The 20975-nt window shown below is 53.8% G+C and carries 16 protein-coding genes; 12 read left to right on the plus strand and 4 right to left on the minus strand.

Annotation, left to right across the window (positions count from 1 at the left end):
- The first annotated feature begins 227 nt into the window (after positions 1-227).
- Entirely contained in the window at positions 228-2135 is a 1908-nt protein-coding gene (locus tag AC0AP0_RS00280; protein WP_490428796.1) for an ABC transporter ATP-binding protein, read from the plus strand.
- On the plus strand, positions 2136-3893 hold the full coding sequence (locus tag AC0AP0_RS00285; protein WP_490428797.1) for an ABC transporter ATP-binding protein: 1758 nt from the start codon (positions 2136-2138) through the stop codon (positions 3891-3893).
- A gap of 716 nt (positions 3894-4609) precedes the next feature.
- Here AC0AP0_RS00285 and AC0AP0_RS00290 read toward each other — a convergent pair.
- The 3 genes from AC0AP0_RS00290 to AC0AP0_RS00300 all read right to left on the minus strand — a co-directional run bounded on the left by AC0AP0_RS00290 (position 4610) and on the right by AC0AP0_RS00300 (position 8500).
- Complete coding sequence (locus AC0AP0_RS00290) at positions 4610-5899, minus strand: MFS transporter (RefSeq protein ID WP_490428798.1); 1290 nt, start codon at positions 5897-5899, stop codon at positions 4610-4612.
- 123 nt (positions 5900-6022) lie between these two features.
- The gene (locus AC0AP0_RS00295; protein ID WP_490428799.1) at positions 6023-7471 is read right to left on the minus strand and encodes an FAD-binding oxidoreductase; all 1449 of its coding nucleotides are present in this window, start codon (positions 7469-7471) and stop codon (positions 6023-6025) included.
- A gap of 108 nt (positions 7472-7579) precedes the next feature.
- The gene (locus tag AC0AP0_RS00300; RefSeq protein WP_490428800.1) at positions 7580-8500 is read right to left on the minus strand and encodes a LysR family transcriptional regulator; all 921 of its coding nucleotides are present in this window, start codon (positions 8498-8500) and stop codon (positions 7580-7582) included.
- A 334-nt stretch (positions 8501-8834) separates the two neighbouring features.
- Between AC0AP0_RS00300 and AC0AP0_RS00305 the strand changes: the two genes are divergently transcribed.
- The 10 genes from AC0AP0_RS00305 (at position 8835) to AC0AP0_RS00350 (ending at position 19706) form a co-directional block, all read left to right on the plus strand.
- Positions 8835-10064, plus strand: coding sequence for an OFA family MFS transporter (locus tag AC0AP0_RS00305; RefSeq protein ID WP_490428801.1), 1230 nt, complete (start codon positions 8835-8837; stop codon positions 10062-10064).
- Between the two features lie 3 nt (positions 10065-10067).
- Positions 10068-11270 carry an acyl-CoA dehydrogenase family protein gene (locus tag AC0AP0_RS00310; RefSeq protein ID WP_110413084.1) on the plus strand — a complete coding sequence of 401 codons (1203 nt, stop codon included), beginning with the start codon at positions 10068-10070 and terminating at the stop codon, positions 11268-11270.
- Positions 11271-11329: 59 nt separating this feature from the next.
- Positions 11330-12568 (plus strand): CaiB/BaiF CoA transferase family protein, encoded by a 1239-nt coding sequence (locus tag AC0AP0_RS00315; RefSeq protein WP_211121112.1) that lies wholly within the window; start codon positions 11330-11332, stop codon positions 12566-12568.
- Positions 12498-13766 carry an acyl-CoA dehydrogenase family protein gene (locus AC0AP0_RS00320; RefSeq protein ID WP_302328177.1) on the plus strand — a complete coding sequence of 423 codons (1269 nt, stop codon included), beginning with the start codon at positions 12498-12500 and terminating at the stop codon, positions 13764-13766. Before AC0AP0_RS00315 ends, AC0AP0_RS00320 begins: the two co-directional genes overlap by 71 nt.
- A complete protein-coding gene (locus tag AC0AP0_RS00325; protein WP_110413081.1) occupies positions 13763-14500 on the plus strand; it encodes an electron transfer flavoprotein subunit beta/FixA family protein in 738 nt (245 codons plus the stop codon). Before AC0AP0_RS00320 ends, AC0AP0_RS00325 begins: the two co-directional genes overlap by 4 nt.
- 2 nt (positions 14501-14502) lie before the next feature.
- Positions 14503-15456 (plus strand): electron transfer flavoprotein subunit alpha/FixB family protein, encoded by a 954-nt coding sequence (locus AC0AP0_RS00330; RefSeq protein ID WP_258334476.1) that lies wholly within the window; start codon positions 14503-14505, stop codon positions 15454-15456.
- A 16-nt stretch (positions 15457-15472) separates the two neighbouring features.
- Positions 15473-17035: a class I adenylate-forming enzyme family protein gene (locus AC0AP0_RS00335; RefSeq protein ID WP_490428802.1), complete on the plus strand. Its 1563-nt coding sequence runs from the start codon at positions 15473-15475 to the stop codon at positions 17033-17035.
- A 19-nt stretch (positions 17036-17054) separates the two neighbouring features.
- On the plus strand, positions 17055-17738 hold the full coding sequence (locus tag AC0AP0_RS00340; RefSeq protein ID WP_490428803.1) for a hypothetical protein: 684 nt from the start codon (positions 17055-17057) through the stop codon (positions 17736-17738).
- On the plus strand, positions 17719-18180 hold the full coding sequence (locus tag AC0AP0_RS00345) for an acyl-CoA thioesterase (RefSeq protein WP_490428804.1): 462 nt from the start codon (positions 17719-17721) through the stop codon (positions 18178-18180). The genes AC0AP0_RS00340 and AC0AP0_RS00345 overlap by 20 nt, the downstream gene beginning before the upstream one ends.
- A gap of 539 nt (positions 18181-18719) precedes the next feature.
- Positions 18720-19706, plus strand: coding sequence for a nucleotide disphospho-sugar-binding domain-containing protein (locus tag AC0AP0_RS00350; RefSeq protein ID WP_490428805.1), 987 nt, complete (start codon positions 18720-18722; stop codon positions 19704-19706).
- Positions 19707-20302: 596 nt separating this feature from the next.
- Here AC0AP0_RS00350 and AC0AP0_RS00355 read toward each other — a convergent pair.
- On the minus strand, positions 20303-20587 hold the full coding sequence (locus AC0AP0_RS00355) for a hypothetical protein (RefSeq protein ID WP_490428806.1): 285 nt from the start codon (positions 20585-20587) through the stop codon (positions 20303-20305).
- Positions 20588-20975 lie beyond the last annotated feature (388 nt).

Genomic DNA, 20975 nt, shown 5'->3' on the forward strand with positions numbered 1-20975 from the left:
CGCACCTTTTATGGATTCATCCGTTGCTCTGTGACGGTCTTCCAGCCGTTGGCTTCTCAGATTACGTTCGATGGCAACGAACGACAAGGCTTTGGATGAAAATCAGGAGGAAAGGGATGACCACAGACCAGGTGGATTCGGGAAGCAAACCGGATCCTATAGAAAGTAAAGCTCAGGGTGGTGGAGGCTGGCCTGGACAGGAGAGGTCGCATGGGCGTAGTTCATTAATGCGGCTGCTTGATTTCGCTGGCCCTCGTAAGGTGTTTTCCTATCTCGGCTGTGGTCTGTCCGCCCTCTCCACGATTGCCGGCCTTGGACCCTATATCTGCATATGGCTGGCGGTAAAAGACCTCCTCGCCGTAGCGCCGAAGTGGTCCCAGGCCACGGGAATCGCCATATACGGATGGGCCGGATTGGGGTTTGCGGCGGCTTCCGTCATTCTGTACTGTGCAGGACTGTTGATGGCGCATCTGGCAGCTTTTCGGAGTGCCTCCAACATGCGTAAAGAGGCCATAAGCCACCTGATGAGCCTGCCTCTGGGTTATTTCGACCTCCATGCTTCAGGGGAGTTGCGTCGCACCATTGATGGCTCGGCGGGCGATACCGAGAATCTGCTTGCCCATATACTCCCTGATGCAGCCGGCTCCTTCGCCATGATTCTGGGTATGCCGATACTGATGCTGATTTTCGACTGGCGTATGGGCCTGGCCTGCCTCTTCCCCACCCTGATTGCCCTGGTCTGCATCCGTGTCATGATGAACGATCAGGGACAGTCCTTTATGAAGGAATACCAGGATGCCCTGGTGCGAATGTCCAAGACGGGAACCGAATATGTCCGTGGCATTCCGGTGGTCAAGGTCTTCCAGCAGACGGTTTATTCCTTCAAGGCCTTCCACGAGGCCATCGAGCATTACAGCCGAATAGCCAGGAACTATGCCATGCAAATCTGCCACCTGCCCCAGACCATTCAGATGACGGCCCTGAACGGGACTGTGGTTTTCATTATTCCTGTAGCTATCCTGCTGGCTCCAGGGCAGAGTGACTTTACCTCTTTCCTGACCGATTTCGCCTTCTATGCCGTCTTCTCGGGCATGGTTCCCACAGCCATGACTCGTCTGCAGTTCTCCAGTGAGTCCTTCAGCAAGGCTGACGATGCCTTAAACAGAATTACCGGCGTGCTCAGTATTGATCCCCTGACGGTAGCTGCCCAACCGAAACACCCGAAGTCGGCGGATGTGACTCTGGATCAGGCGTCATATACCTATCCGGGTGCCAATCGTCCAGCACTGGACCGGATTGACTTCAAGGTGCCGGAGGGTGGAATGGTGGCCCTGGTCGGTCCCTCGGGAGGAGGAAAATCGACCTGTGCCAGCCTGGTGCCGCGCTTTTGGGATGTGAACTCTGGCAGGGTCGCTGTGGGCGGCATTGATGTCAGGTCCATCGATTCCCACGATCTGATGGGGCAGGTCGCCTTTGTCTTCCAAACAAACAGGCTCTTTTCCGCGACCCTGCTCGAAAACGTCCGCGCAGCCAGACCGGAAGCGACTGCCGAGCAGGTCCTGGATGCATTGAGAGCGGCTCAGTGCACGGACATCGTGGACAAGCTCCCCCAGGGGCTGGATACCATGCTCGGCTCCGGGGGAACCTATCTTTCCGGGGGAGAGGTCCAGCGTGTGGCCCTGGCCAGGGCGATCCTCAAGGAGTCTCCCATTGTGGTCCTGGATGAGGCGACCGCTTTTGCCGATCCCGAGAACGAGGTCCTGATACAGAAGGCGCTGACCAAGCTGACCCAGGATGAAGGGGGTCGGCGGCGAACCGTTCTTATGATTGCCCACCGTCTGTCGACTGTGGCGCATGCCGATCAAATTCTGGTGCTGGATGGGGGCCGCCTGGTTGAGCAGGGCACTCATCGCCAGCTTCTTGATGCGCAGGGTACCTATGCCCGTCTCTGGTCTGATTACGAGCGGGCGGTCTCCTGGAAGGTCGACAACTCTTCGAAGGCTGCCGACAAAGCGGATCAAAACCCCGCAGGCTTCACTGTGGTTGAGGATCGCACCGTTCCCGGTACGGATCCATTTGTTGCGTACATGTCGACCGGTGATTCCGCCACTAAGAGGGAAGGAGGTGAGGCATAAGTGTTCGCCTCATTCAAGAAGAAGTATGCCCTGTCCGACCAAGGCATGAAGATCGTGGTTCTGGGAACGCTGTGGACCACGCTGACCAATCTGATCATCATGGCGGGAACGGGCTTCCTTCTGCTGGTCATGAAGGTTTTTGTTGAGCACCTGACAGCAGGGGCGCCCCTGCCGGAGATCTTGCCCTACCTGGCTGGTCTCCTGGCTTTTGCCTTGATTCTCTTCGGCTCCTCCTGGTTTCAATACAGTTATTCCTATGGCGCGGTCTTCAGCCAGACCGGAAAGCAGCGGATCGACCTGGCCGAGAGACTGCGCAAACTGCCGCTCTCCTTTTTTGGGCGGCGTGACCTAGCTGATCTGACCGATACCATTCTGGGTGACGTGGCCACCATGGAACATGCCTATGCCCATGCCTTGAGCCAGCTCTACGGTGCGGTCGTCTCATCCGTCCTGATATTCCTGTCGCTTCTGCCTATCAATTGGGCTCTTGACCTGGCTGCCTTCTGGAGTGTGCCGGTGGCCTTCGCTATCATCTTTGCCACTCGACGATTCGTTGAAGCTTCGTCACGGCGCACGAGGCAGGCTCAAATTAGAGTCAGTGATGGCATTCAGGAGGCGCTCGACTGTGTTCGGGAGATTCACGCCACTAACCAAGAAGACAGGTATCTGGACAGGCTCTTCTCGATCATCGATGACACCGAAGCCACCACGGTCCGAACCGAGATGACCAATGGCCTCATATTGAACTCCGCCATGGTGGTTTTGAGGTTGGGTGTGGCAACGACCTTCCTGGTGGCTGCCGGATTGATCATTGAGGGCAGGATCGATTTTATGGTCATGTTCCTCTTCCTCCTGATGGTTTCACGGATCTATTCCCCCTTTGACCAGGCGCTTATGCTGGTTTCGGAGCTCTTCCAGTCCCAGAGTTCGGCCCGGCGGATTCGCTCGATCACCGATGAACCTGTGGCCGAGGGGAGTGGGGAATTCCGCCCCGATAGGCACGATATCGTCTTCGACCACGTTGCCTTTTCCTATCCCGCGCTTGCGGGTAAAACGGCAGGTGATCCTGTTCTCAAAGATGTCGGTTTCACTGCCAGGGAGGGGGAGATCACGGCCCTGGTCGGCCCTTCGGGTTCCGGGAAATCGACCTGTGCTCGGCTGGCGGCTCGCTTCTGGGATGCTGCTGCAGGCTCCATCACCGTAGGAGGAGTGGATGTGAGCCAAGTGGATCCGGAGGTTCTTCTGCGCGACTATGCCGTGGTTTTCCAGGACGTGATGCTCTTTGATGACACAGTCATGGGCAATATACGGATGGGGCGGAGCGGTGCCAGTGACGAGGATGTGTTGGCTGCGGCCAGGGCCGCCAACTGTGACCAGTTCGTCTCACGCCTGCCACTGGGGTACCAGACGATGATCGGTGAAAACGGCTCCAGACTTTCCGGGGGCGAGCGGCAACGAATCTCCATTGCCAGAGCCATCCTCAAGAATGCACCGATTGTCTTGCTTGACGAGGCTACCGCCTCCCTGGATGTAGAGAACGAGACGCAGGTGCAGGAAGCCCTGTCACAACTGCTGGTGGGGAAGACCGTCATGGTCATCGCCCACCGGATGCGCACCGTCGAGCAGGCTGACAAGATTGTCGTTCTTGACCATGGGCGTGTGGTCGAGCAGGGTTCTCCGCAGGAGCTTATGGCTGCAAATGGTAAGTTCGCGCGGATGGTTCGCTTGCAGGGGGAGAGCGCAGACTGGTCCTTATAGGGAGAGGGATTGAATCGATTCTTCGATGTTGCCTGGTTGGTGCGGGAAGGGACAGTGTTTACGTATTATCTACCTGTCTCACTTACATTGACTATCTCCAATCCCGTGCTACCAGTTTGCGCAAGAGTCACTCTTTTTGAACATTGCTCGCTGACGGTTGCAGAGGGCGAGAAGGTCGCCATCATAGGAGAGCCTGGTGTTGGCAAGAGAGCATTGCTGAACGTCCTCGGCCTGCTCGATACATGCTGCTAGGCAGATCCGCGTGCATGCTGTCAGACCTGGAATCTGCCGTATGGAGGAACCAGAAAATCGGGTTCGTGCTGCAGGAATCTGCGCTCATCAGCTCCCTTAAGCATAGTGGACAACGTCAAGCTGCTCCTGCTCCACGTACGGACACCCGGCAAGGGAAATTCCGGAAGATCTGACCAGTTGGTCGACGCTCTCTGGACATCGGGCCTATCGTGGCAAAAACCGCTTGAATGATCTAGTGAGGAAAAGCATGAGCCGTCTTCGCACGGGCCGTCGTCATGAATCCCGAGGGTGTTCTTGCTGACGAGCCCTCTGTCGCTCTCGATTTTGAGAACAGGTCAAAGATTCTACGATTCGGGTTCCACAATCGTCATCATTACGCACGATGCCTCACTGACTGACCAACCTGATCGAATCACCAAACTTCAACAAAGGCTCAGAACGTGGGTTTCTGGATTAGAGCAGGATCACTCCATGAGTGCCTTGAGCTTGGGACGCTGCTTCAGCGCCCAGGCCCCGAGGACGAAAGTAATGATCATGCAAACTGCGCTAAGTGCAAACATGATGGCGTACCCGTGGGGCATGTCCACTATGGTTCCCCAGAAGAGGGCAGCAAAGGCTGAGGCCAGGACTCCGACCATCTGAACTCTGGAGTAAATGTTGGTGTAGTCCTTGGATCCGAATACAGCGCGAACCAGAAGTGGCGTCTGAACCGAGGGGAAAGCATAGGCGAATCCGAAGGCAAAGGATCCAAGTAAAAGCACAGGAGCGATCGTAGGCATCAAGGCCATCAGCGCCACACCCAGAATGCCGCAGCCGATGCCCATCCCCATGCCACCGATGATGCTTCTGTCGTTGGCAGCTCCCAAGAAGACCTTGCCTATGGCCTGTCCGGCCATGCAGCAGGATGCTATCAGACCCGTCAGGGTGGCAATCTGTGGTGCACTGTTCTGGAATGAATGAGCATAGGATGGCAGGAACTGATAGACGGTTTGGTTCATGGTAATAATGCCGCAGAAACCTGCCAGGGCGATGAAGGCGCTGGTTCTCATAGCCCTCGGCGCCATAACGCCTTTGGTTTGGAGCTCAGGTTCATTATCGGCTTCTGTCCGTTCAGAGCCGTAGGGGGCCAAACCCTTTTCTGAGGGATCGGAACGGACGATAAAAATGGTGAATGGGAGAGTGACCACTAATATGATGAGTCCGAATACCAGGTATCCACGGCGCCATCCATCATGCCCTGTTCTGATCAGTACAGTACCCAACTGGTTGAAGATGACCCCGCCGATGCCGGTGAAAGCCATGCAGAGCCCCGTCAGAAAACCTACCTTGACTTTGAACCAGGCATTGATCATGGCGGGTACAGCCAGGTAAAGGAGGGCCGGCAAACCGATTCCCATGACGACTCCCGCTATGTAGAATTGCCAGACGGCCGACATGAAAGATATGGAGAGGCATCCCATCCCCGACAGGAGTGCGCAGCATGTTAAAACGATGCGAAGGTCGAACTTGCTCATCAACTTGCCTGCTATGGGCAGGGCCACCATCATGGTGATGTTCAAGGCGCTGAAGTATCCAGCCACGGCTGCCTTGGAAACATGGAAATACTCCGAAACGGGTGAGAAGAAGATGCCAGCGCAACTGTAGATCATGGCCCCAGGCACACCGGTGAAAATAATGCCGGAAAGAACGATCAGGAAAGCATATTTGGACTGCTTGGGCTTCTTCATGACTGACCCTGGGTTTTGAGTGGACATAGTTAAGGATTCCTCCCTAAAAAAAATGAAATATGCGTCCGGGAACCTAAGACCGGTCAGGCTCCCGGACGGTTCGCCAGGATCGTTAATTTTCCAGGCAATGTTGTGGGATACTGGTTGCGATCAGATAACTTTCTGAGGGTTGAGAATGTTCTTGGGGTCCAAGGCCCGCTTCACAGCACGCATCATGGTGAGAACCTGAGGCAGGGTTGTGGCAACCAGATAGTCGCGCTTGGCGTAACCGATCCCGTGTTCACCAGAGATCTTTCCTTGAAGCTCGTATGCTTTGCCATACAGAGCGTCGAAGGCCAGACGCAATTTGGTTCGCCAATCACGATCGTTCAGGTCGTCTCGGCATATGTAGAGGTGAAGGTTTCCGTTTCCTGCGTGCCCGAACCCGCCTATTCTGATTCCGTTATTTTCGGAATAGGAGTGCGTGAAGTCCACCATGTCTGCCAAAGATCCTACCGGAACCACAGCGTCAATCTCGTCCATTTGTGATGTGGAATTTTTGAAGGCCTCGAGGAAGGAGTCCCGCGCTCGCCACACTTGGTCAGAGAGAGATTGGTCATCCAGAACGAATACATCGGCGGCCTCATGGGCCAGGCAGAGTTCAGCCGTTTCCTCATAGGCCTCCTCGATGGCTTGCTGACTGGCTCCATCGAAAGTCAGGAGAAGGTAGGCCTTGAATCCTTTTTCAGGGAAGGAATCGTGGGCGTAGTTCTCCCAGAGGGCAATAGAGTCCTCCTCAAAAAACTCCAGAGCAGTGGGTCTGATTCCAGTGGCTAAAATTCTGGGAACGTTTGAAATAGCTGCATGATAGTCGTTGAATGGGATGAGCAGGCTGGTGCTGAATTTGGGCAGTGGGAAGAGCTTGAGTCGGGCTTCGGTGACGATTGCCAAGGTGCCTTCGGATCCTATGATCAGGTCCTTCAGATCGAAACCAGAGCTGTTCTTGCTGACGATGCCGCCTAAGTTGACGATATCGCCGGAGGCTGTTACCACGGTTATGGCTTCTACCGAATTCCTGGTCACTCCGTATTTTACTGCTCTCATGCCGCCAGCGTTAGTAGATATGTTCCCGCCGATGGTGGCTGTTTTTTCACCAGGGTCCGGTGCATAGAGGAAACCGTGGTCCTTGGCATAGGCCGCTACATCCTTAAGAAGAACACCGGGCTGGGTGATCAGCATGGCATTGGTCACGTCAATTCCGATGATCTTGTTCATGCCGGCCAGGTCAATCATGATTCCACCCTCGACGGCCACCGAACCTCCGACCAGACCGGTTCCCCCGCCTCTGGCAACTACGGGAATCTCGTAGCGATCGGCTATTCTCAAGACCTGGGAGACATCCTCGGTGCAGGTCGGCGTAATCAGAATATCGGGCAGGTGGAAGACGGTTTCCATCTCATCGTGCCCGTAGTCAGAGTTGATTTCGCTTCCTGATTTGAGTGCATCCGGGCCAAAGTGTTCTTTCAGTTCCTCCAGGGCCCCTTCGATCCGATCCGACTTCACTGGGTCCATGCTGGTCTGCGAGAACTGAGCAGACTGTGTTGGATTGATATTGTCCATTACCTCATTCCTTTCACGGGTATGTTGTCTTTTCATGTCGTTGCTTTATGCAGAATGATTTGCCCTGCCACTGTGTAGGCCAGTGGCGTAATCTGTGATCCTTGATGGTTAGCTGGAGGATCGGAGCATCTTCAGTCTTGGGTTCAGTCCCTTTCCCAAGTCCTTCTGCAGGAAGAGCCCGAATTCCTTGTACCAGTGGGAAAGCTGACGGCGCGGATCGTAGACGATATAGACTTTGTGGGTGTCCTTGCTGACATTGAGTGGTATTCGTCGCAGCTCGAAGGAATCCAGAAGGATAGTGTCTGCTACCACAGCAACGGCATCGTTGGCCAAGGCTTCGCCTGCTATCGTGATCTCCCCATCCAGGGTGTCGGCTATGCGCAGATCCACCCAGATATCGGCAAGGCTTTCTCGAATCTCGCGCCCAATAGGGGTGTCATCCCCGTAGGTGATTAAGTTGTATGAGGTTAGCATGTAGGGATTAATGGTCTCGAACGCAGCCAGGGGGTGGCTCGGCGGAACCGCGACCACGAACCGTTCGCCATAGAGAGGAATGAAGTTGAGTTCTTCGAATCTCGGGTCGTAGGAGCAGATTCCCATCTTGTATTTATCGGAGACCAGCCCTTCCAGAATGGGCAGGGAGATCTGGTTGGCCAGTATGAACTTGGGCATTCCCCCATTCATTTCCTGGAAGGCCTTTATGGCGCGGGGAAGATAGGTGCCGATGAAAGTGGGAATGCAGGCTAGATTCACATAGTCGGCATCGCTCTGAACCTTGTCATGGAGTGCTTTGACCCCTTGATCGAATACAGTCAGAGTGGAGCATGCAGTGTTGTAGAACATTTTGCCATATTCGGTAAGTTCTATCTGATGCCCACATCGCTTGACCAGCAGGCATCCCAGCTCCTTCTCCATGGATTTGATGGAATTGCTGAGTGTCGGCTGACTGATATGCAATTCCTCTGCCGCTATGGTGAATTGTCTGTATTCAACCAATGTTCGAAAGTAACTGAGCTGATGGAGATTCACTGGTCGTACCTTCTTTTCTTCAAGCTACATGAGGAATTTATCTAGCCCCGGCAGTCATGTATGAATATGATCTCTTCCTTGCGATTCATTCCCATCGTATGAAAAAAAATCCAACAAATTAAATAATGACTCGCTATGGGTCCATATGTATTTTTAATACAGAGCAACCTTGATGATCTGTTTTGTGAGTTTCTTGTTGGCAAAGTTGCTAATTATACTTTGTTGCCCTATTAAATCATTCCTATTTTGTATTGGGAATATGTGAATTGCGTCACTATCGTGAGGCCTAGTTGTGCAGACGGATTGACAGATACTCATCGGGCAAGGAGGCCAAATGGTAGAAGCTGTCACTGGGAAAAACAGAAACCGTTGGTTTGTTTTCACAGCGGCTTTCTTAATTATTTTCTGTTGTGCCGCGTCGTCAGCGTTTTCCGTCTTCGCTGAACCCCTACGCAAGGCTGTAAATGGCACCGCCTCGCAGGTTGCCTTCACATTGACCCTCTACCAGTTCTTCATGGCCTGCTTTGGGGTAGCCTCCGGCTGGATCATGGACAGATTCGGGGCCAAGAAGCTCATGTATGTGGGAGGACTCGTTTTTGGGCTGGGATGGGGCCTGACGGCGTTTGTCCACAGCCTTCCGCTCCTTTACCTGACAGTAGGTTTGATGGCGGGCGCCGGCAATGGAATCATGTACAACCCTGCTCTATTGACTGCTTTGAAGTGGTTCCCTGAGAAGCGAGGCACCATTTCCGGCTTCCTGCTCGCTGCCGCTTCATTGGGGCCTCTGGTCCTGGCTAAGGTCGGTGCTGTCCTCTGTGACAAGTTTGGGATGAACGGCTTCATTCCTATTGGTCTGGCCTACCTCATCATTTGCTGGGCTGTCGGTTGGCTTATGGATTCACCCGAGCAGGTGGATAACACGGGCACAGCGACAACGGCGATCGTAGAGTCCAACGATTACACCCCTGGACAGATGCTCAAGACCGGTCGCTTTTGGCTCATGCTGGCCCTGTTCGCCATCTCCTGCACAGCAGGCATCATGCTGATCGGCTCCTTGTCGCCCATTGCCCAGGTCCAGCTCAGCATGACTCCGATAACGGCAGCCAATATGGTTGTCATAAATACTTTGGCCAACTTCTGCGGCCGTCTAATTACTGGGCGCTTGACCGACAAGCTGGGTCAGACCAAGACCCTGGCTCTGATTCTTATCCTGACCATGGTGGGTTTGGGTGGCCTGAGCGTAGCCCGCAATGTTTGGTTTTTTGCAATTTTCCTCATTCTGCTGGGAGCCTCCTTCGGTGGCGTCTTGGTGGTTTACCCGACCCTGACAAGTAGCGTCTTTGGCCAAACCCACTCCGGTACCAACTACGGCATCATGTTCTTCGGCTATGCCATTGGTGCACTCCTGGGTCCTCAGATCGCAGCGCGTTTTATAGACCAGTCGGCAGGTGTGGAGGCCTATCGCGGTGCCTACATGGTGGCTATTTGTGTGGCCCTGGTCGGACTGGTCATTGATGTATTTCTGATTGCCAAAAAGATTGGCACAAAAGAAAAGGAGCAGTAAGTAATGGAACCAACACAAAAGCTGGTGCATACTCAACCCGGAACCAAAATGACTGATGATGAGTTCCAACTCTATCTGAAGCAGATCCAGCACCTTGCAGAGAACGAATTTGATGAAATGCAGAAGGAGGTGGAAGTTACCAATACCTTCCCCAAGGAGTTCTTCCGACTGGCTATTGACAATGATCTATATAGGTTTGCGCTTCCGCTGAAGTATGGTGGTTTCGGTCTGAACTGCCATCAGATCTTCCAAGTCCAGGAGCGTTTCTCCCGTGGACCCGGCGGCATGAGAATGCACCTGCATTATGCCGCTGATTTGAACTGGAGGATCATGAATGAGTTCGGGCAGCCCGAGCTCAAGGCCGAGGTCATGCCCAAGCTTCAGGACAAAAGCATCTTCACCTGCTTTGCCCTGACTGAGGAAACTGGTGGAACGGGCGCCGATCTGCATACCTCTGCCGTCAGGGATGGCGATGACTTCATTCTCAACGGCGAAAAGACCTTGATTTCTCATACCGACTGTTCGGACGCGGCCTATGTCTTTGCTGTGACCGATCCCGACAAGCCAGGTCCCGAGCGCCTTACTGCTTTCTATGTGCCTGTTGACACACCGGGATATGAGATTGTTCCCATGCCCCACATGATGGGCTGCAGGGGTGCAGGACATGCCGGGCTGCGCTTCACCAATATGCGCGTCAACAAGCGATTCCAACTGGGCGAGGAAGGTGATGGCCTCCATGTGGCGATAGCATCTCTATCCATCTCTCGCGCTCACATCGCCGTTTCCAATCTCGGTATGAGCCAGCGCTTCCTGGAGATGGCCATTGCCCGCGCAAAGGACCGCGTTACCTTCGGTAAGCCCCTGGCCAAGCGTCAAGCCATCCAGCAGATGATCGCCGATATGGGTACCCACATCTTCGCTCTGCGTTGCATGCTGACCGACCTGGCTGAGCAGTATGACAGGGGGGAGGACATCGAGGAGAAAGCTGCCATGTGCAAGCTCTTCAGCATAGACACGGTCAAGCTGGTCTCTGACTACTGCTTCGAAATCTTCGGGGGCATTGGTTACTTCGAGGACAACCCCTATGGTCCTGTAGAACGCATGTACCGTGATTGCCGTGCTATGTGGCTGGAGGAGGGCCCGCGCACGGTTCAGCGCTTGACGGCCTCTCGCAAGCTGATAGCAGACAACGGCATCATCAAGTGACACAAGCTTTCGCCGGCGGTGATGAACCGTCGGCGGATCATGTGGAAAAGGCAAATTTTATGACTGACAAGGTTTTAAGTGGCATCCGCATCGTTGACATGACCACATTCCTGGCTGCACCGACGGTCGCCAGGATCATGGGCGAGTGGGGTGCTGACGTGATCAAGGTGGAGCCTCCCAAAGGCGATGCTGAGCGTACTCAGGGAGCTGTCTTCAACATGCCCTACGCGGATGACGAGAATTTGGGTTTCGATATCTCCAACCTCAACAAGCGTTTTGTAACACTCAACTTGCGGAAGGAGGATGGCCTGAAGGCTTTCATGAAGCTGTTGGAGGGGGCGGATGTCTTTCTGACCAACCTGAGAAGCAAGTCACTCGAACACCTGGGCATTGATTATGACTCCCTCAAGGATCGATTCCCCAAGCTGGTCTACGCTCAGTGTTCCGGTTATGGGGAGGACGGGCCCAACAAGAACACGGCAGGTTACGATGCCACCAGCTATATGGCGCGCGGCGGTGTTCTGGCCACCACTATGGAGAAGGGCACCAGCCCTATGAATCCGCCCAATGGCTATGGCGACTTTCAAGTAGCTATGTGTCTGACAGCCGGCATCTGTGCCGCTCTGATCAGACAGGCCAGAACCGGAAAGGGCGACAGGATCACTGTGGCTCTGCATCATGCGGCCATTTTCATGCAGAACGTTGCCATGGTTTCAGCCCAGTATGGCAATCCCTATCCCAAGACACGCATGGAGGTTTCCAACCCGTTCAACAATTGTTATCAGACCAGCGACAACCGGTGGTTTGTCATGTGTGTGCCGGTATTCAACAGGGACTACAACAAGGTCATGACTCTGCTGGGGCGTGAAGATCTGCTGGATGATCCCAGATACAGGGATATAGACAAGATCAATGCCGAGGGACTCAACCGGGAGTTCATTAGCATTCTGGATGGGGAATTCCGCAAGAGGCCACTTCAGCATTGGCTTGATGCTTTCAAGAAAGAGGATCTGCCCTTGGAGGCTTGCTACCTGCCAACCGAAATCTATACCGATGATGAGGCTCTGGACAATGACGAGGTCAGGAAGATGCGTTTCCCCTCCGGACAGGAGCGGTTCATCCCGACCAATCCCGTCAAATTCGCCTCACTAGGCAAGCCCGAGCTCAGACCTTCGCGTGCCCAAGGAAGCGACACCGAGTCAGTACTGCGCGAAGCCGGCTATACGGATGAGCAAATCCGTCAGATGCTCTTGGACGGGGCGGCGGCTTCTACCAGGCACATCGGCGATCCAATTTGATCCCCATCCATTAAGGGAAGGAAATAAGGAGAGGACATTGGCTTTACTGTATACGCAAGAACAACGTGAATTCATTAGAATGGTTCAGGAGTTTGCTGACCAGACATTGACCCCAGAGGTCGTCAGCAAGTACGACCACTTGGGGCAATGCCCGGTGGAACTCTTCAAGCCCGCTTTCGACATGGGTCTGCACATGCTGGAGATACCCGAGGAATATGGCGGTGCAGGTTTGCCTTATTCCACCACTGCTATGGTCTTCTCAAAACTGGCCGAGTATGATGCTGGATACGCCATCACCTTGGTTTCGACCTTCGTGGCACTTCGCTCAGTCATGCTTGCAGGCAGCGCGGACCAGGCCCGGCGTTTTGCCGACATCATCGAACCAGGCGCTTTCGCAGCTTTCGCGCTGAGCGAGTCTGATGCAGGCACGGATGCGGGATCAGTCAAATCCACGGCCACCCGTGATGGGGATGATTACATTCTCACTGGCGAAAAGACATTCATCACCAACGGCAGCATCGCCAATGTCTATGTAGGTATCTTCCGTACGGCTGACACCGGAAACAAGGGGCTTAGCGCCTTCATGATCGAGCGTTCTCGTGAAGGCATCAGTGTGGGCGCTCATGAAGATAAGATGGGCTTGCGCCTGTCTGACACCTCCACTGTCAACTTCGATCATGTCCGTGTGCCGGCAAGCAACCGTCTGGGGGACGAGGGAGCTGGCTTCAAGGTGGCTATGAACAGTCTTAATCTGTCTCGGGCGTTTGTGGCCACACTGGCTGCCGGCATCATGCAACGTGCGCTTGACGAATCTGTCTCATACGCCCGTATTCGCAGTCAGTTCAAGAGGCCCATCATTCGATTCGAGGCCGTGCAGGAGATGCTGGCCGATATGGCAATCGCACTGGAGACCTCACAAGTGCTGATCCACAACACCATGACCATGATGGATCAGGGCAACCTCGTGCGCAAGGAAGGGGCGATGACCAAGACCTATGTGACCGACGCTTTGCAACGCGTGGTTACCGATGCGGTCCAGGTCTTTGGTGGGTACGGAGTCTCCAAGGCCTATCCCGTAGAAAAACTCATGCGCGACAGCAAGGTCTTTCAGATTTTCGAGGGGACCAACCAGATTCAACGTGTGACCATCGCCAACGAACTTGACAAGGAGTATGCAGGCAAGGAGGTGGGGCGGTGAAGGTGCTTGTATTGGTCAAGGGGGTGGTTGATCCTGGCCCCCAGCCTTCTCTTTCTGAAGGTCGTCTCACCAGCGGAGACGTAGTTCTGGATCATTATGGCAAGTATGCGCTCGAAGCGGGTCTTCAGCTGGCTCAGGATCAGGATGACCAGGGTAGCGTGACTGCGGCTTCCGTAGGTCCGGATTCTGAGACGGCACTAAGGGATGCGTTGGCCTTAGGTGCTCAGGATGCTATTGAGGTCAAGACGGACCAGGAAAACGCCGGGCTGGCTGACATTCTTGCCCAGGCTGTCAACAAGGAAGGGCCATTCGATCTGGTTCTTTGCGGGGATCAGGCTACGGATGACAGCCAGGGTGTCCTTCCTGCCCAACTGGCTGCCGCCCTCGGTTGGCCCTTAGTGGATGCAGTGGATGCTTTAGGGTTCGTTGGACCTCGTCTTTGCTACACGTCCCTTCTGGACAAGGGGGCGGTGAAAGGCACCGTTCAGCTTCCAGCAGTGGTTTCGGTCCTCGACACCATCAACAAGCCGCGTCTGCCCAGTTTTCGTTTGAAGATGGCGGCCAAACGTTATCAGATCAAGGAGTTCCAAGCGGAATCGAGCCAAAAGGATCCTCTTGAAAAATTGGAGATGGAAGAGGTTCCAGCCTCCAGCAAGGAGGTCATAATGGTGGACTCTGTCGATGACCTGATCCGTGCTTTGGACCAGGTTGGCATTCGACTGAAGAAGGAGTGATCATGCAATTCGATACCGTATTCCTGGTCTTACCCGGTCTTTCTCTTGATGAATCAGCTGGGAGTTTGACTTCCTTTGCTCTTCGTGCGGATCTGGGTTCGAAATTGGAGGCATTGGTCCTGCCTGATCAGGGCGATGCCCGCTACAAGGGACTTGACCAGGTCACTGTTCTGGAGAGCCAGGCACTTGGGCCAGCCAATCCCGATGGTGCCGCTCAGGCCGTGGCTGACTATATCAAAGAGCAATCTGATGCTCTTGTGCTCTTTGATGACACCAGATTCTCCCAGCAAATCGCTGTCCGTCTCGCAGCCATCATGGGAGTACCGGCCGTGACCCATGTCATCGATCTTTCAAAGAAAGCTTCAATACTCACCGTACATAAAAAAGTGTATTCGGGCTCTTTGATCCAGGGCTACCGGTGCAATGTGCCTGCAGTATTCACTGTTGATCTTACGGCTGTACCTCCTGCAGAGAGAGACGAAGCAATTCCAGTGATTCATAAGGAAGCTACCGTCGATGACAATGATGCTCAGTTCACGCTCTCTGATCAAAATCAGGGGCCAGACCTGTCCACAGCCAGATTGGTCGTAGCTGGCGGTCGTGGACTTCAGGATAAGGATGGGGCCGCACTGGTTAACAGTTTGGCGGAGCAGCTGAATGGTGCCGTTGGCGCATCAAGGGCTGCGGTCGATGCCGGGTGGTTCGCTACTTCCACAATGGTAGGTCAATCAGGGAAGACTGTTGCCCCCGATCTCTATCTGGCCGCCGGGATTTCCGGAACGATTCAGCACACTGTCGGGATGGATAAGTCCAAGTGTGTGGTAGCTATAAACACCGATGCCGAGGCGCCCATCTTCGATCTGGCTGACTATGGCTTGGTGGCTGATGCTCGTCAGGCGCTCACAGAACTTATTGAGAAGACTGCAGCGCCAGGATCTGCTGAAGAATCGAACTGATCAAGGTGGTCTGGAGATGAATATGGAGGCTGCAGCCGAAACCGATCAGGTCGTGTCCCGCTCTGTGTTGTCGGGGGATTCGCTCGGCGAACGTTGGAGAAGGCGATGCCGTTCGACGCCAGGATCCGTTTTCCTGATTAGTGAAGAAAGGGAGCTGACCTATGCCGAGGCTGACCGAATGGCCGACTTGGCCATCTCCATTCTTGATCAATGCCATGTGCGTCGTGGCGATGTCGTGGGCTTGCAGATGGAGACGAATCTGACCTATGTGATCATGCTCATCGCATGTTTCAAGGCGGAATTGCTGACCATGCCACTTAGTCCCCGTCTCAATCCAGACGAGGCTTGCTACCTGGTCGAGCAGATGAAGCCATCTCTGCTGGTTATGGACCATGATCAAGGTCCTCTGGCCATGGCCTGCAGGGATGGGGCTCACAATTATAGTGGCGGGAAGGTCCAGCTAAATCAGCAGACTCTATTCATCCAGCGCCGTCTGTCTCTGTCCGCATCTCCTGCGGAATCTGGTTACGACTCCCTGTCTGCAGCTAACCGCCCAGCCGCCATTCTCTGCACTTCGGGCACGACCAGCTACACCAAAGGGTGCCTGCTTTCGAATAAGAATATTCTCGCCAGTGAAATTTCGTTCAATCAAATCTACGAAATTACCGGCAAGGATCGATTGATCCTAGCCTCAGGCTTCTACCATGCCATAGGCTTCCATCACGGCATCGTATCGACATTTCTTGCTGGTGGATCCATGGTGCTTCTTGGTCGATACAGCAGCCAGGCCATGATGGAATTGACCAGACGGTACTGTTGTACATACACGGTCACCGTGCCCACCGTCGTCTATGACCTGCTTGCTTGGTATAGGCCGGGTGACCCCCTGAAACGGGTCATCTCCGGAGGCGCGCCTCTGTCACAGGACATGCTGGGTATGGCTTGGAAATCAGGACTTCCCCTTTACAACATATATGGTTTGACCGAGTGCGCCCCCTTTTCCTGTACAACGCCGGCCTATTACCGTGCTCATGAGGGGATGACCACTGCAGGTTTTCCGATATGCGGAACCAAGATTAGGCTGGTCGACAAGACAGGTAGACAGGTGAGGGAATGGGGCCGGTCTGGCCAGATCCTGGTACAAGGGCCCACGGTCTTTCAAGGGTATTACCGAAATCCAAAAGAGACCCATAAGGTTCTCACCAGCGATGGTTGGTTCTCCACTGGGGACCAGGGGCATATGACGCCGGACGGAGCTCTTGTCATGGATGACAGGCTTAAGGACATGGTCATCAGAGGAGGCGAGAATATTTCAACTGGCCTGGTGGAGAGCTATCTGCTGGGGCACCCAGATATAGCAGAGGCGGCCGTGGTCGGTGTTGATGATCCCCGTCTGGGTGAGCGAATAGGTGCATTTATAGTCATGAAAACGGGTAAACGACCGCTTGAATTGGAACAGGTCAAAGAGTATCTGGCCTCGCGTGGAGTAATCAAGAAGTTCTGGCCCGAAGTTTTGAAAGTGCGCAAGTCTCTGCCCAGAACTAGTTCCGGCAAGATCAAGAAGTATCTGCTTTCCTGACGGCATGAAAGAGGTTGTCATGGTCGAGACCAATGAACATGGATCGTTAACCTTCAGTCCGACCAGGTCGCATGCCCGTCGTAAACCCCGCATGATGCGAAAGAGGTTGGCCTTTTACAGACAGGCCGACTCCTCAATCTTCTTGGACATGGACCTGGATCGAACCTCAAATGCTGATTCGACCCGGTCCAGTGGTCTCCACGACCTTGTCCGAGAAAGCGGCCAAGATGTTCAGACATCGGATGGGGATGTGCCTGGTGTGGTCCAGAGCCTTAGCAAAGCAAGCGAGGATTTGTATAAAGAGGTTTCTGCGCTCCCTCTTGACCAGGATCATCAGTTCTCATATGCCATCGTGGGTGGATTTAATTCCAATGCAATCACTGTTGAGGTAGGCGATATAGACAGAGAGCAGCACGACCTGGACTGGATCGCGCTGCTCACTTTCACAGGCTGTCAGATCACTTATCTGCGACCAGATAAGTCTGGCTATGTTTTTGCTTTGGCTGACGATGACGCCTACGTTTACTGTGACAAGGATCCTTGTGAGGAGTGCGTCTTCAAGTGCAAGAACGGATTTGTCCTGTACCTGCACTGTGCTCAACATGGTGTTTTTAGTCTTCCCCTATCGCCCCGTAGTAAAAACAACAACCGTATCGATAGAGGCAGAGGAAAGAAGGTGACCGGTGACCGAGAGCATTTATAAGGTGCATATCGGCGATTTTTTCGTTGAGCCGAGGATGCTCAACCATTTGAGAATCACCCATGGGGGAGCCATGATCCGCGAGTGCGACTCCGCTCTGGGTCTTTTGGCTGAAAAGTATGTGAATGGGCGTGTTTTGACTGTGTCCATCAGGGACTTCTCCTTTAAGCAACGGACTCATGTTGGCGATCGGATAGATTTCGAAGTTACTATGATCGCCACCAGAACTCATACCATGACCTTTTACGTGAACGTACTGATGCTCGGTTTCGGGCGGCAACCAGTCAGTGTAGGGGAGGGCGTCTTTGTCTTTATTGCAGTGGATGAGAACTTCAACCCCTCGCCTGTACCGGCCTTGGAGGTGCACAGCTCCGATCAGGAGAAGTTCATCAGAGCTGTTAGGAAACGCTATGGCTTGTCCTTGGACGATGTGGCGGCTGCCTGATCATATGCCGACTGGATGGTGATGATCCATCAGCTTTTTCTGTTTATATCTGGATTAGTGCATTGTCATATTCCTAGGCAGTATGCACCGCTTGTTGCGAGTTCTGATCTGAGTGAGTTGAGATTATTAGGACAACCCTAGAGATTCTGGATTGCCAGTATTGGACTAAATTAAGAAGCATTGAAAGGCGTGTGTTCAAGAGGCACAGTGCGCATAAAAGGCTGGGACTTTCCTGAATGTTGTGATGTCCGTCATGTGGTGGCTTGGATGCGGGTTCAGTAAAGGGAGGGACGGTAATGGATAAGGGAGGGTGCTGTTCCGGGGCGGCGTGATATGGCTTCATGCATACGAGGGGTGCCCTTCTCATGCTGAATATGCCCTATCAAGGTCATATCAATCCGACCTTGGGAACTGTGTGTCTTTTGGTGGAGACCGGTTATTCGGTCACCTATGTCTTCGATCTACGATGGCGAAATTAGATAGAAGATTCGGGTGCGTTGTTTGTTCCCTATGATGATTATTCTGAGCAGCCGAACAAGGTGCAGAGTCTTCGTGGCGGGGTTTATGCGATAGAGACAGCCCGGCGTTTGGCAGCCGAGAAGCAGTACGATGCTTACGTGTATGAAGGTCTGTTGCTGTCGGGCAAGTGCCTTGCTGATCAGAACGGCGTGCCCTCCATCCGCCTGTCATCCACTTTTGCTTACAATCGATCGATTCTTGCCAAGCTGTCTGATACGGGCGGGCTGCACGTGACCAGTCTGCTGAAGTTTCCTGCCGTTGTGAAACTGATGTCGCTTTCGATGCGACGGCATGGGCGCATTGAATCCGACGATTTCGTCACGGAGATGGTCGACAACAATCCGACACCTACGTACGTCTACACGTCCCGGTCTTTCCAGCTTGACAATGAAGCGTTTTCGGACAAGCTATTCAAGTTCATCGGCCCCTCTCTGGATGGCAGAGCAGCGCAAGCCAAGGATGCCCGTCTGGACGATGAGCTCAACAGAGGTGGGGGGCGGCCTGTCATCTATGCGTCGCTGGGCACGATCTTCAATACCTTTATGCCCTTTTACCAGGCTGTGGTGGCAGCGTTCGGAGATAGAGATGTCACAGTGGTGCTCTCGGTAGGCCGTAATTTCGACCAGATGAAATTGGGCCGGGTTCCTCATAACATATTCATCAACCAGTCTGTAGATCAACTGGCCGTCCTTGAGAAGGCTGACCTGTTCATAACGCATGGCGGCATGAACAGCGTCAACGAAGCCCTCTATTATAAGGTGCCTGTGGTGGTGGTCCCCATGGCCGACGATCAGCCGACGGTAGGGGCGAGAATCGCAGAGCTCGGGCCGGGAACGGTGGTGAGGCGCAAAAAGATCAACGGGCAGACGCTGGGGCGTGCAGCCTCGATGATCCTGGCAGACAAACAAATCGCTGACAATGTCAACAGAATCAGCGAGGACATGCGAAAGTCCGGCGGCAACCAGCAAATAGTCAAGGATCTGGACCACATCCTCAACCACTCCTGACCAACCCAGCATTCCAACGGATTGTTGCGCATCCACATCATGTGAGGCATTGCGACATGCCGACGACCTCTCGTGATTGGCCCTACGAATCATAGAACGCCAATGATGAGAAAGGTTTGGCTTTGTAACACTTGCGAATGACTGACGGGGGAGCCAAACAACAAGCTTTGATACCTGTGCTTCGTAGTTTTGGACATCTTCCCCTGCAGCGTTTCATGGGCGCATATCGGGTAGTTGAAGCATCTTGGATACAGTCTATTGGCTGATGCTGGCTACTGGCGACAGGCGGGGGGCTCTGATATTGTTCGTCCTGCCGTTCCCCGCGGCGTGGATCGGTCGTTGGCGCTACTGCATCATCCGATGCGGATGTCCTGTCCCGGCTGGCATGGAAGGACGGTTGTCGCGGCTTGGCCTGTATTCACCCGTCTCTGAGAAGGCAGAGGATCTCCCCGCCCTACGGCTCGATGTCCTGCTGATTGATGGCATTGAGAGCAAAGGGCAGTAAGTGAAGATAAGGGATGGATATGCATGAGCATTTCTTGGTATTTGGGGCGGGATCACGAGCTGGGCAGTGTTGCTGTCCTGGATGCCACCAACTAGTTTTCTTGAGCGGTTGCCTGTGCCAAGTCAACCTGGAGCGTATCCGTGTCCTGCAATTTCTTCCTGAATTCGACTTTCAAGGGAGGATACTCCGTCGTATTCTGAGGCATTCGAGCATCTGGCACAAACTGTGAAACGTGCTGCTGCAATAATCTTTCGACCCTAGGAGCCTGTGTCAGTGAAATTAAACAGGGCAGGCCACGGTCGAGGTTTCTGGACCCCATGGTGTCGAGCAATTGGCTGTCCATACAGAAGTAGCCGTTGATTTCCGTCCACTCCATAGTCAACTCCTGGCAGTTCTGAGCTCACTTATCGGATCGTCTGATGTCGGTGTGATGGCGTGGTGTATAAGCCCTCACCCGAGCTGCCCTCCTTAAGGTCGCTTTTGAAGATGACCACCATTCCCATGAGCCAGCCTTTGAAATTTATGCCTATGACTATCCATGAACCGGATCCTTCACGTCTTTGCGGTGGCCAGATTTGATTTCCAAGCGTAAAGCGCATCCGCTGGCTTAATCCTCCCGATGCGCCTCATGCATTCTACGGTGTATGACGGGGTCTTCGCCGGGGTCTTCGCCCGCTGGCTATACCTTCTTATTCTTGTATCGCATCATTGCATGATCTGGGCTTGGCAATGGGAGGCGAATGTGATTGGTGCTGCGCTGATGA

Source organism: Bifidobacterium sp. POST2/T3 (B1) (assembly GCF_058197115.1).